The 12,142-nt window shown below is 43.2% G+C and carries 11 protein-coding genes; 6 read left to right on the forward strand and 5 right to left on the reverse strand.

Annotated elements, in window-relative coordinates; translation table 11 throughout:
• Positions 1 to 28: 28 nt before the first annotated feature.
• The 5 genes from FHS68_RS16695 to FHS68_RS16715 are packed head-to-tail and all read left to right on the forward strand — an operon-like array spanning position 29 to position 5,231.
• Complete coding sequence (locus FHS68_RS16695) at positions 29 to 1,303, forward strand: competence/damage-inducible protein A (RefSeq protein WP_167272130.1); 1,275 nt, start codon at positions 29 to 31, stop codon at positions 1,301 to 1,303.
• A 57-nt stretch (positions 1,304 to 1,360) separates the two neighbouring features.
• Positions 1,361 to 2,638: a dihydrolipoamide acetyltransferase family protein gene (locus FHS68_RS16700; RefSeq protein ID WP_167272133.1), complete on the forward strand. Its 1,278-nt coding sequence runs from the start codon at positions 1,361 to 1,363 to the stop codon at positions 2,636 to 2,638.
• Positions 2,638 to 3,171: a 5' nucleotidase, NT5C type gene (locus FHS68_RS16705; RefSeq protein WP_229211932.1), complete on the forward strand. Its 534-nt coding sequence runs from the start codon at positions 2,638 to 2,640 to the stop codon at positions 3,169 to 3,171. The genes FHS68_RS16700 and FHS68_RS16705 overlap by 1 nt, the downstream gene beginning before the upstream one ends.
• Positions 3,168 to 3,845 carry a response regulator gene (locus tag FHS68_RS16710; RefSeq protein WP_167272135.1) on the forward strand — a complete coding sequence of 226 codons (678 nt, stop codon included), beginning with the start codon at positions 3,168 to 3,170 and terminating at the stop codon, positions 3,843 to 3,845. The genes FHS68_RS16705 and FHS68_RS16710 overlap by 4 nt, the downstream gene beginning before the upstream one ends.
• 3 nt (positions 3,846 to 3,848) lie before the next feature.
• A complete protein-coding gene (locus tag FHS68_RS16715; protein ID WP_167272137.1) occupies positions 3,849 to 5,231 on the forward strand; it encodes a sensor histidine kinase in 1,383 nt (460 codons plus the stop codon).
• A 267-nt stretch (positions 5,232 to 5,498) separates the two neighbouring features.
• On the opposite strand, the gene FHS68_RS16720 is transcribed toward FHS68_RS16715, so the two are convergent.
• The 3 genes from FHS68_RS16720 to FHS68_RS16730 all read right to left on the reverse strand — a co-directional run bounded on the left by FHS68_RS16720 (position 5,499) and on the right by FHS68_RS16730 (position 7,776).
• The gene (locus tag FHS68_RS16720; RefSeq protein ID WP_167272140.1) at positions 5,499 to 6,245 is read right to left on the reverse strand and encodes an acyl-CoA desaturase; all 747 of its coding nucleotides are present in this window, start codon (positions 6,243 to 6,245) and stop codon (positions 5,499 to 5,501) included.
• 132 nt (positions 6,246 to 6,377) lie between these two features.
• Positions 6,378 to 7,052: a DUF4159 domain-containing protein gene (locus FHS68_RS16725; RefSeq protein WP_167273354.1), complete on the reverse strand. Its 675-nt coding sequence runs from the start codon at positions 7,050 to 7,052 to the stop codon at positions 6,378 to 6,380.
• Positions 7,053 to 7,068: 16 nt separating this feature from the next.
• Positions 7,069 to 7,776, reverse strand: coding sequence for an RsmE family RNA methyltransferase (locus tag FHS68_RS16730; RefSeq protein WP_167272143.1), 708 nt, complete (start codon positions 7,774 to 7,776; stop codon positions 7,069 to 7,071).
• A gap of 391 nt (positions 7,777 to 8,167) precedes the next feature.
• Between FHS68_RS16730 and FHS68_RS16735 the strand changes: the two genes are divergently transcribed.
• Positions 8,168 to 9,181: a glutamine synthetase beta-grasp domain-containing protein gene (locus FHS68_RS16735; protein WP_167272146.1), complete on the forward strand. Its 1,014-nt coding sequence runs from the start codon at positions 8,168 to 8,170 to the stop codon at positions 9,179 to 9,181.
• A 66-nt stretch (positions 9,182 to 9,247) separates the two neighbouring features.
• Here the strand turns inward: FHS68_RS16735 and FHS68_RS16740 are convergent, their stop codons facing one another.
• Both FHS68_RS16740 and FHS68_RS16745 read right to left on the reverse strand, forming a co-directional pair.
• Positions 9,248 to 9,799, reverse strand: coding sequence for a hypothetical protein (locus FHS68_RS16740; protein WP_167272149.1), 552 nt, complete (start codon positions 9,797 to 9,799; stop codon positions 9,248 to 9,250).
• A 33-nt stretch (positions 9,800 to 9,832) separates the two neighbouring features.
• Positions 9,833 to 12,019 (reverse strand): glutamine synthetase III family protein, encoded by a 2,187-nt coding sequence (locus FHS68_RS16745; protein WP_167272152.1) that lies wholly within the window; start codon positions 12,017 to 12,019, stop codon positions 9,833 to 9,835.
• Between the last annotated feature and the right edge of the window lie 123 nt (positions 12,020 to 12,142).

Raw genomic sequence — 12,142 nt, forward strand, 5'->3', positions numbered from 1 at the left:
ATAACGGTCTTCCTTAACCTCTTTCCACATGACCATTTCTTCCCCCACGGCAGAAGTTTTAACCATCGGTGACGAGATTCTTTTCGGTCAGATTACAGACACCAACACACAATGGATTGGAACTCAATTGACTGACATTGGCATCAGGCCGGTCAGGAAAACATCTGTTGGTGACAATAAACAAGATATCCTGAACGCCTTTAAAGAAGCGAGCCAGCGTGCGAATGTGGTCATTGTGACGGGCGGTCTCGGGCCAACAAGGGATGATATTACCAAGCACACATTTTGTAAATATTTCGGTACGGAGCTGGAAATCAACCAGGAAGCATTGGCGCTCATCACCGAATTCTTCGCAAAACGCGGTCGGGTTATGACCGAACTTAATATTCAGCAAGCCGCACTTCCAAAGAATTGCACCTACATTCCTAATCTGTGGGGTACCGCGCCGGGTATGTGGTTTGAAAAAGACGATGTGATTTATGTTTCTCTACCGGGAGTTCCCTATGAAATGAAAAGCCTGATGGAATTTGAAATTCTTCCGAGGCTAAAAAATCGTTTTTCTACACAAATCATCCAACATAAATCCATTCGTACGATTGGCATAGGCGAATCTTTCCTGGCCGAGAAAATTGCTCCATGGGAAGATGCGCTTCCAGCTCACATTAAACTGGCATATCTTCCTCATTTTGGGCAGGTAAGGCTTCGCCTGACCGGAACGGGAACAGATCAGGCTTTACTCGATGAACAATTGCAGGAGCAGGTTTCGCTGGTCCTTCCAATCATTGGTGAGCACGTTTTTGGCTTTGACGCCGATGAACTGGAGACAGTGATCGGAACGTTACTGGTAAACAGCCAGGCCACAGTTGGGACTGCAGAAAGTTGTACAGGTGGCTTTGTTGCTAACCAAATCACGGGTGTCCCAGGTTCTTCAAAGTATTACGAGGGATCTGTTGTTAGTTATAGTAATGAGGTCAAAATGAATGTACTGGGTGTTTCCCGGGATACATTGGAGGCCTTTGGAGCTGTAAGTGAGCAAACTGCCCGTGAAATGGCCGAAGGCGTAAGAAGGCTTTTGAATACAACATTTGCCATCTCAACTACCGGCATTGCCGGTCCCGATGGTGGCACAGCAGAAAAGCCTGTTGGGACAGTATGGATCGCTTGTGCTACGCCTGACGAAACATTTACCCAATTGCTCACATTGAGAAACAACAGGAAAATCAACATTGAGCTAACATCCTCATATGCCCTCAACCTTTTGAGAAAAACAATTCTAAGCAGTAATCTAGCTGAAAAGAACTGAACAGTCCATTCATTCAGGTAATAGAGCATTTACCTGTTATCAGCGAAAAGTGTCGATATGAAAATAGTAGAAATGGTAATGCCTCCGATGGGCGAAAGTATTATGGAATGCACGGTTCTTCATTTGCTGAAAAAAGCAGGTGATCCGGTGTCCATCGATGATTCAGTAATGGAGGTTGCCACAGATAAAGTAGATACAGAAGTACCCTGCCCCTTTACTGGCAAAATTGTGGATTGGCTGGTTAAAGAAAACGATGTGGTAGCAATTGGAAGCGTGGTCGCAACGATCGAAGTGGCAGATGAGGATTACATCAAAACGCCCGTCTTTACGCCAGAACCAAAGGAAGAAGTATTGGAAGTGGTAGAAACGGCTAGTTTGCTTGAAAAAGATTATCAGCAGGTGGTTACAAAAAAAGCTGAGCCTGTTTTTGAGCAAAATGGAAACAGTACCTTTTATTCCCCGCTCGTTCTCAGCATCGCCCGTCAGGAAAACATTAGCTCTAACGAATTAGAGAAAATCCACGGGTCCGGGTCAGATAATAGGGTAACCAAAAATGATATTCTTGCTTTCGTCGATCAGCGCAAAACAACGTCGGAGGTGAAAGTTACGACTTCCCTGAACGGCAGCAACGAGATCATTGAGATGGACCGCATGCGCAAGATGATCGCACAGCGGATGATTGAATCCCGAAACATTTCGGCACACGTCACGTCTTTTATCGAGACTGATATGACCCCGGTTGTGAACTGGCGGGAACATGTTAAAAATGAATTCAGAAAGAAAAGTGGCGACAGCATCACATTTACGCCCATATTGATTGAAGCCGTCGTGAAGGCGATCAAAGATTATCCAATGATCAATATCTCGGTGGAAGGTGATAGGATTATCAAAAAGAAGGACATTAACATTGGTATGGCGGTGGCACTGCCCGACGGTAACCTAATCGTTCCCGTCATTCATCGTGCCGATCAGTATGATCTCGCCGGATTAGCAAAAAAAGTAAATGACCTGGCCAAAAGAGCAAGAGAAAATAAATTAAAAGCCGACGATGTTTCCGGCGGCACGTACACCGTCTCCAATATAGGCGCTTTTGCTAACTTAATGGGTACGCCCATTATCGTCCAGCCACAAGTTGCTATCATGGCTTTTGGCGCAATCAAGAAGAAACCGGCTGTGATAGAAACTGCGCAAGGCGATTTGCTTGGGATCCGCAGCATGATGTTCATTTCGCATTCGTACGATCACCGGGTGGTTGACGGTTCGCTGGGTGGAATGTTCCTGAAACGGGTAAATGATTATCTCGAAAATTTCGACGTTCACAGAACCATTTTTTGATGCTGACACTGACCCTAGACATGGACGATGTCCTGGCTGACACGCACGAAAAGCTGATTAATATTGTCCTGAATGACTTTGATACTACATTGAATGAGAAGGAGTTGCGTTCCAAAGCGCTCAGAGAATTACTGCATCCCAAACAGCTCACCAAACTCAATAAAATTATTGATACAACTGGTTTTTTTGCTGACATAAAAGTCAAAGAAGGTGCTGAGGATACCGTTTACAAATTGTCTAAATATTACGAACTGTATGTTGCCACGGCCTGCATGGAATTTCCGACCTCATTCAATGACAAATTTAATTGGCTGAAAAAGCATTTTCCCTTTATCCCCTGGACCAACATTGTTTTCTGCGGCTATAAAAGTATCCTCAGGTCCGATTATCTTATAGACGATCACGTTCGCAATCTTACTGCATTCAAAGGCAAAGGCATCTTATTCACCGCCCCGCATAATGTAAAAGATAATACTTTCAAACGGGTTTCCAGTTGGAAAGAAGTATCCGACCTTTTCTTACCAATCCCATGAAACTACTACTGATTGAAGATGAGCCCAAAACCTTGCAATCCATTAAACAAGGTTTGGAAGAGAATGGATATGAGGTGGATATCGCTTACGACGGACTCATCGGCAGACAATTGGCCAAGAATAATACTTATCAACTTATCATCAGCGACATTATCATTCCCGGCATCAATGGCATCGAACTGTGTCGGGAAATAAGGACATGGGGTGATGAAACTCCTATACTAATGCTTACGGCGCTGGGAACAACAGACGATAAAGTGACTGGCCTGGATGCAGGAGCCGACGATTACCTGGTTAAGCCATTTGAATTCAAGGAGTTACTGGCTCGTGTCCGCGCATTGACGAAAAGAGGTGCTACCGTTTCCCATACTGCCCAGGTGTTGCGCTTTGCTGATCTGGAAATTTCGCTGGACGCTAAAACGGTACATCGGTCCGGTAACAAGATCAACCTTACCGCGCGCGAATTCAATTTGCTGTTATACCTTATTCGGAATCAAGGCCGTGTCATTTCGAAGGTTGAAATTGCAGAACAGGTCTGGGATATAGGTTTTGATACCGGTACCAATGTAATAGAAGTTTATGTAAATTATTTACGTAAAAAAATTGACAAAGATTATCCCGTCAAATTGATCCATACATTGTTCGGAATGGGCTATGTGCTTAAAGTAGAATAAGATATGCAAATCCGCACCCGACTTACGGTTCAGTTTTCCTTGCTGGTAAGCGGTATTCTTTTGATCACTTTTTTGGCGATCTACTTTTTTTCCTATTCCAATGTGACCGAAGATTTCTACGATCGGCTGCGTTCAAAAGCAAAATCCCAGGCTGAATTGCTCCTCAAAGTGCAGGTACCTCTGATCAACTCGGAAGTACTCAAAGCACTCGACGAAACCAATCGCGATCTGATCTACGATGAAAATATTTTCATTTTCGATGAAAAGAACCGTCTGATTTACAGCAATACCACCACTCCGCAAATCAAGGCGCTGCATGTTTCGAATTATTGGCTGGATGAGATTCGAAAATCGGGCCAAATACGATACAAGGATGGTGATTATAAGGTAGTTGGACTGTATTATAAATATCCGTTCAACCGCGCGGTGGTTATGTTAGGTGCCAAAGATTTGTATGGTCAGGCTAACCTCTCCAATCTTAGTACCCTCCTCACTGTTCTATTTTTCATTGTCACCATCATTGTCGCTTTGGTGGGCTGGATATTTTCCAAACGTGCATTGAGGCCTATTTCCAAGGTTATGAATGAAGTAGAAGGGATTCTGCCCCAAAAACTGGACACGCGACTGGCCGTACCCAATCAAAAAGACGAGATCGGCCGGCTCGCTACAACTTTTAATAACTTGCTGGACCGCATTGAAACGGCGTTTCAAATGCAGAAGATTTTTGTGGCCAATGTTTCACACGAACTCAAAAATCCCCTGACCAAAATCCGTTCGCAATTGGAAGTTAGTATGCTCAAAGAAAGAAATCCGAGCGAATATCAGGTGACTATTCAGTCGGTGCTGGAAGATATTCAGGAGCTTGCGCAATTATCCAATACACTATTAGAATTGGCAAAAGTAAGTGAAGACCAGCGCGACCTGCTGACAGAAACCATCAGAGTTGACGAGTTGCTCCTGGATTGTCGTGTTAATCTCGCCGAAGCAAATCCGTATTATAACATTATTCTCAATTTTGACGAATTACCAGAGGATGATACCTGGCTGGAACTGGCAGGAAATTCAACCCTACTTAAAACCGCTTTTCTGAACCTGATGGACAACGCTTGTAAATTTTCCGACGACCATTTGGTAAATATCAGCCTCCAATCCACAAGAGGTCAGGTTAGCCTAGCATTTTCTGATAATGGAAAGGGTATTCCAAAAGAAGACCAGAGCTTGGTGTTCCAGCCATTTTTCAGAAGCGATAATACAGCCAATATCAAAGGTTACGGGATTGGACTTTCGTTGGTAGAAAGGATTGTCAAACTTCACAATGGAACGATAACGATCCGTTCCAATGAACCAAAGGGCACGACGTTTCAGATTAGTTTTTCAAGACTCTAAGGAAATTCTAACTCGTAATTAACGCCATTTTAAGGATTACGTGATTTATTTGTATTGTCGCAACAGAATCTCGTCTGCGGCCTTTCAAAGATTTCATTTTTTGTGGTGTTAATAAGCAAACTTGGCAGGCGTTCTTCACGTCTGCCAAAGTTTTTTTGTGGGAGCACCACCTCCAGTGTGAGAGCCCTTCGACTGCGCTCAGGGTGACAAGGCGATTGTCACCCTGAGCGCAGTCGAAGGGCTCTCATTTACATGGCTTGCGCTTCACTAGACCTTCTTCCGAATCTCAATAATCTTCAGCTTATTAAGGAGCTTGATCACCGGATAAGTCGGATCAACCTCAAACCATTTTGAGCCGAAATTGATTGAATTGGGCTTTTTATGATGGTTGTTTTGGAAAAGCTCTCCCATCATTAAGAAATCGAATATCAATGAGTTCTTGGATTCATCGGCGTTATCAAAGTTCTGATAGCCGTATTTGTGACCACTCCAGTTGACGATTGCACCGTGGATGGGGCCCATTAGCAGGTGAATTGGTAACAGGAAGAAGAAAATCCAATGCATATCCAGGTATACATATGCAAGCACATAAAAGGCAATGTATAGTACACCCCAGCCAACCCGCGACATCCATGAATCACCCAGTTTCTCCATGAAATTCCATTCCGGATAATTTCTTTCAAAACGGGTTTCTATTGCCCGCTTACGGCTCAGCACTGCATTGTAAATATTTTTAGTTTCCCACATCATCGTGAAAACGTTTTTTGTATGATGCGGAGAATGTGGATCTCTCTCGGTATCACTGAATGCATGGTGCATCCGGTGAAGAATGGCGTAGGCTCTTGGACTTAAATAGGAAGAACCCTGAGAAAGATAGGTCAGCAAATAAAAGAAACGTTCCCATGGCTTGCTCATTATGAACATCTTATGAGCAGAATAGCGGTGCAGAAAAAAGGTTTGGCAGAATAAGGATAAATACCAATGTATTACAAATACAATCAGAACAATATACATGGAACGAAGTAAAATTAAAAAAACAACTTTGCACAAAAGTAAGCCGCGATGCTCACAAAACCGAAATTTGAAATGTGATTTTGGAATATATTTGTTCGGTGGAGCCCTTAAAATAGCATGCCAGAATGCCGATCACTGAATCATAAAAGCGTAACTCAGCAGATTTGCCCCCATTTGCAAAGCCTTCCTCCGCATCTCTTCCGGATCATTATACACACTCTGGTCTTCCCATCCATTTCCCAGGTCCGTTTCATAACTGTAATAGCAAACCAGGCGGCCTTGCCAGATCAATCCAAATCCCTGCGGTTGCTTGCCGTCGTGCTCATGCACCTTTGGAAGACCTTCCGGAAAAATGTATTTCACCCGATAAATCTGATGGTCATACGGCAGTTCGACGAATGAAAGTTCTGGAAAAACTTTCTTCATTTCCCTTCTTATAAATTGATCAAGACCATAGTTATCATCCACGTGTAAAAACCCTCCTGACAGCAGATAATTTCTTAGGTTTTGCGCCTCAGCATCCGTGAAAACGACATTACCATGCCCGGTCATATGGACAAATGGATAGGTAAAAATATCCGGGCTGCCTACTTCCACCACGTCTTCGGCAGGGTTAATGTTCATTTTCAGTTCCGTGTTGCAGAACTTGATGAGATTAGGCAATGAAGTTTTGTTGGCATACCAATCTCCGCCACCGCCGTATTTGAGTTTGGCAATTTTCAGCGACGATTGCGCAAAAGCCCTGTCAGCAAGACTCAAAAAACCAAGAAGCAATAAAACTTTGAAAATGAAAATGGATCGGGGCATCATAGATATATTTTTATTACAGGGCTTGCGCCAAATTAATTGCATGGCAGCCTGCTACTGCGGCTGTTTCCGTACGAAGACGTGTTGGTCCCAATGACACCGTCGAAAAGCCCTGTTCCATGGCAAGCATTATTTCACGTTCGCTAAAATCACCTTCGGGGCCTATCAATAATAAGGTACGCTTATTTTTCTTAACCTTACTAAAAACGTGTTCCACTTTGTTCTGCCCCGGAACATAAGCTATCAATTTTGTCTCTTCGGACGCATTCCTTATGAACGAATCGAATTTATTATTTACTGTAATTTCCGGTTTATAATATTGTTGTGATTGTTTCATTGCGCTCGCTGCAATGCGATTGAGCCGGGTTGTGTTGACTACCCGATTTACTGTCTCAGGATTTGTATGTTCAGTAATAAGAAAATCGATACGTTCCACTCCTATTTCGGTCATTTTTTCAACCATCCATTCATTGCGTTCCGCCTTTCTGGTCGGTGCCACAGCGATGGCAATTTCAAAATCCCTCCTCGCTACAAATATTGTTTCCAATACTTCATAGCCAACTTTCCTGCCCTGAATATTAAGCACACATTTTTTCAAAAACCCCTTTCCATCTGTGACATGAATCATGTCGCCCGAGCCAAGCCTGAGCACCTTAGTAGTATGTTTTGCTTCTTCCTCATCCAGTTCAAAAAGGTTTTCTTCCGGCTGATAAAACAAATGCATTGGCTCTCAAAAATTAGTTTAACAAGGCGGATTGCCCTTTCAAAAATATAGAAATTATCTGCAATAAATTCAAAATTCAGACACTACCCAGACAGCATATATTTCATATGGCTAAACCGCCCAAGAATTGAACCTTAATGCTATTTAATACTATCATAACAATATTTCGGATCCAGTTTAATTGCTTTTACCTAAAAAAACAGGAAATAGATGGGTTATATTAGTGAGCAGTGTTATGAGAAAAATGCATTTTTTACTGACAATACTACCACGCACGCAATAATATTCTGCATAAGCCTAATTTTTCTTATGTTTTATTTTTGGGAAATACATTTTTACATTAATATTGTGCCGTTATATTTATTCGTCACCACTTTATCTAAGTTTTATTATGTCAAAATCCAAGCTGGAATATATTTGGTTGGATGGCTACAAGCCGACCCAAAGTTTACGCAGCAAAACCAAAATTGAAAGCGATTTTAGTGGAAAACTTGAAGATTGCGGAATGTGGTCGTTTGATGGTTCATCTACCGAGCAGGCGCCTGGCGGTTCTTCTGACTGTTTATTAAAACCCATTTACATCATTACTGATCCACAGCGCAAAAATGGTTACCTGGTGATGTGCGAGGTACTCAATGCTGACGGGACTCCACACGAATCAAACGGCCGTGCAACAATTGAAGACGGTGACAACGATTTCTGGTTCGGATTTGAGCAAGAATATTTCCTTTGGGATATTGAAACCAACAAACCATTGGGCTTTCCTGCAAATGGTTACCCAGGCCCACAAGGGCCATATTACTGCTCGGTCGGAGCAGCCAATGCATACGGTCGTGACATCATTGAGGAGCATTTGGATGCATGTCTTGAAGCCGGATTGAATGTGGAAGGTATCAATGCCGAAGTAGCGGCTGGTCAGTGGGAATTCCAGATCTTCGCGAAAGGTGCGCAGGAAGCTGGTGACCAGATCTGGCTTGCACGTTATCTCCTTGAAAGAATTGGTGAAAAATATGGTGTTTCGATCAACTGGCATCCAAAACCACTTGGAGCACTTGACTGGAATGGTAGCGGTATGCACGCTAACTTCTCAAATACAACTTTGAGAACAGCAGGCAGCAAAGCAACATTCGACAAAATATGCGAAGCTTTCCGTCCGGTAGTAAAAGAACATATCGAGGTTTACGGAGCGGATAACCACCTTCGTTTAACTGGAAAACATGAAACTGCAAGTATCCACGATTTCAGCTACGGCGTTTCAGACCGCGGAGCTTCCATTCGTATACCCGTAATCGTTCCTGCAAAAGGATGGAGCGGATATCTGGAAGACCGTCGTCCGAACTCGGCTGCTGATCCCTACAAAGTGGCTGCCCGCATTATCAAAACTGTAAAATCAGCAGTTTTGTAATTTTTTCAAAAGCTTTTCAACGAAAAAACCACCGGATGGTGGTTTTTTCGTTTTATATCATTTCAATCAATCTTCTTCCTCGCTGCCGGTAAACGAATACATTGTAGGATCCAGCTGAACCCTGTCAGCATTGAACACGGCAATGAATTCATCGATTACCTTGTCGGTAATTTCAGTTTTGTTCAACCCCACTTCCAGACCGACGCCATATTCAAATTTATCATCGATGTCCACGTGCTCGCGAACAGTGATTTCTTCGTTTTCTTCAATTTCCTCAATGAACTCCGTCAGAAGCATTTCGGCGTCTTCTTCGTCCTCGGCGCTGATTTTATAATCATCGGGACGCTCATCCTGAGATACATAGTGCGGCATTTCTTTTTTCAACCGCTCCAACGCCTCATCATATACCAATGTAGAATGGTGCAGGCGAAGCGTATAGATCAATGCGTCATAAATCACCTCTGCATTTTTGTAAACTCCTATGAACTGAACATGCGCGTGCTCGTTATTTTCACCCTCATCTTCAAATTCGTCGTCTACATAAATAAAGTTTGCACTTTCCGCTTTGCATTCCTTTCTCAGCTGAGCAATTTCTTCTGGATCGAATCCCGGATTCATAATTTTGAGTTTTTTGCCTTGGTTTCTAAAAAATTATTCCAAAAATAGCATTTCGCGGTATTTTGCCAAAGGCCAGTCCTCATCATCAATTAATAACTCCAATTTATCCACGTGATATCGGATCTCTTCAAAGAAACCTTTTACCTCTGAACCGTAATATTTTGCCCGTTCAAAAAGGTCTTCAATGTTGTTCGCAGTCTTTCGGTGCTCGGTCATTTCATGCACCAATTTTTTGATCACCACTACGTGTGAAGAAATATCCCGGATAATTTCCTTTATCGGTTCCGCCTCTTCCAGCATTTCTAAATCTGTCAATGACCTGGCCGTCTGCGCGAGTTTGAATTGATATTTCACGACCGTGGACACAATGTGGTTCAGGGCCAGATCGCCAATTACCCGAGATTCGATCTGTAACCTTTTTACGTAATTCTCTAATTCAATTTCGTATCTGGCGTGCAACTCTCTGGAAGTAAGTACGCCAATCCTTTCAAATACTGAAATTGTTTTTGCGGTTTTGTAGGCATACAATGCATCATAAGTATTGCTTATGTTACTCAATCCCCTTTTTTGAGCCATTTCGATCCATTCCTCGGAATAACCATTCCCTTCGAATAAGATGTTTTTCGATTCAGTAAAATATCTTTTCAGGATCTCGACCGTCGCCACCTTTTTCTCCTCCCCACCTGCCATCCGTTCATCCATTTCTCTTTTAAAATCAAAAAGCTGGTTAGCCACAATCGTATTCAAAACGATCATAGGCGAAGCACTGTTCTGTGAACTTCCCACCGCACGGTATTCAAATTTATTTCCCGTAAAACAAAAAGGCGAGGTCCTGTTGCGGTCCGTATTGTCCCTTTGAAGATTCGGGATGCGGGTCAACCCCAGCTTATAATAAAAATTTTCTCCCTTTTCGAGGGTTATCTCACCTTTATTAACCAAGTCTTCCAGCATGGTAGTAAGCTCGTTACCCAAAAATACTGAAACAATAGATGGTGGTGCTTCATTGGCCCCGAGCCTGTGTTCATTTCCTGCTGATGAAATGGACGCACGCAGAAGATCCGCATGATCATGCACGGCTTTTACCACATTCAATAAAAAGGTAAGAAACCTTAAATTTTCTTTCGGTTTCGAGGTTGGGGCGAGCAGGTTAATTCCGGTATCAGTGGAAAGTGACCAGTTATTATGCTTACCACTTCCATTAATCCCCGCAAATGGCTTTTCATGAAACAATACCTGAAAATTGTGCTTATCACCAGTCTTCCGCATCAGATCCATAAGTAATGCATTGTGATCAATGGCCAGGTTGACTTCCTCAAAGGTAGGTGCGCATTCAAATTGCCCTGGCGCGACTTCGTTATGTCGTGTCCTCACCGGAATTCCCAATTTCAATGCTTCAAACTCAAAATCCACCATAAATGCATTGACTCTCGGAGATATGGAGCCAAAATAATGGTCATCCAATTGCTGCCCACGCGCCGGGCTGTGTCCGAAAACCGTTCTGCCAGCCATCAGGAGATCCGGCCTGGCATAATAAAGCGCTTTGTCGACCAAAAAATATTCCTGTTCAATTCCCAATGTCGGTGTTACCTTATCCACATCACGGTTAAAAAACTGGCATACGCCAGTCGCCGCCTTATCGAGCATGACGAGCGATCGGAGCAGCGGCGCTTTATAATCCAATGCTTCGCCGGTGTAGGAAATAAAAACGGAAGGAATGCACAAGGTCTTCCCTCCTGCGCCATTATCCATCAAAAAAGCAGGTGAACTGGGATCCCAACCGGTGTAACCTCGTGCTTCAAATGTGGCCCGCAAACCCCCGCTTGGAAAAGAAGAAGCATCTGGCTCCTGTTGAACAAGCGCACTCCCTTTGAATTTTTCAACGGCCTTTCCGTCAATGGTCAGATCGAAAAATGAATCATGTTTTTCGGCGGTGGTTCCTGTAAGCGGCTGGAACCAATGGGTATAATGCGTCGCGCCCTTCGAAATCGCCCAGGATTTCATGGCGGCGGAAACTTCATCCGCCACTTCCCTATCTATGGTAGAACCTGATCGTATTGCATTTGAAATCTTGCCATAGGCCTCCGCGGACAAAAGGGTTTTCATTACGTCGTCACTGAAAGTATTACTTCCGTAAAGGTCTGCTACTTTCTCAGTTGGAGGGGTTAATATGGGGGCAACGCGGCCTTGGGCAATCTCAAAAGCCTTGGAACGAAATGTCATTTATTTATTGAGTTATATTAATTCTCCCCAAAATTATTTATTTAAGGATAGCTACAACTATTCTGCCCTACATTTTCATTATAAGTTACGCCATTAAACATAGGTAAGCGCATTTTTCGGAAC

Origin of the sequence: Dyadobacter arcticus (genome assembly GCF_011762185.1) — a bacterium.
Taxonomy (GTDB): Bacteria; Bacteroidota; Bacteroidia; order Cytophagales; family Spirosomataceae; genus Dyadobacter; species Dyadobacter arcticus.

Excerpts from the sequence above, each read along its gene's own strand:
- FHS68_RS16745 (WP_167272152.1), bottom strand. The coding sequence starts at position 12,019 with ATGACATTTCGTTCCAAGGCTTTTGAGATTGCCCAAGGCCGCGTTGCC.
- FHS68_RS16705 (WP_229211932.1), top strand. The coding sequence starts at position 2,638 with ATGCTGACACTGACCCTAGACATGGACGATGTCCTGGCTGACACGCAC.
- FHS68_RS16700 (WP_167272133.1), top strand. The coding sequence starts at position 1,361 with ATGAAAATAGTAGAAATGGTAATGCCTCCGATGGGCGAAAGTATTATG.
- FHS68_RS16730 (WP_167272143.1), bottom strand. The coding sequence starts at position 7,776 with ATGCATTTGTTTTATCAGCCGGAAGAAAACCTTTTTGAACTGGATGAG.
- FHS68_RS16735 (WP_167272146.1), top strand. The coding sequence starts at position 8,168 with ATGTCAAAATCCAAGCTGGAATATATTTGGTTGGATGGCTACAAGCCG.
- FHS68_RS16720 (WP_167272140.1), bottom strand. The coding sequence starts at position 6,245 with ATGTATATTGTTCTGATTGTATTTGTAATACATTGGTATTTATCCTTA.
- FHS68_RS16695 (WP_167272130.1), top strand. The coding sequence starts at position 29 with ATGACCATTTCTTCCCCCACGGCAGAAGTTTTAACCATCGGTGACGAG.
- FHS68_RS16740 (WP_167272149.1), bottom strand. The coding sequence starts at position 9,799 with ATGAATCCGGGATTCGATCCAGAAGAAATTGCTCAGCTGAGAAAGGAA.
- FHS68_RS16710 (WP_167272135.1), top strand. The coding sequence starts at position 3,168 with ATGAAACTACTACTGATTGAAGATGAGCCCAAAACCTTGCAATCCATT.
- FHS68_RS16715 (WP_167272137.1), top strand. The coding sequence starts at position 3,849 with ATGCAAATCCGCACCCGACTTACGGTTCAGTTTTCCTTGCTGGTAAGC.
- FHS68_RS16725 (WP_167273354.1), bottom strand. The coding sequence starts at position 7,052 with ATGCCCCGATCCATTTTCATTTTCAAAGTTTTATTGCTTCTTGGTTTT.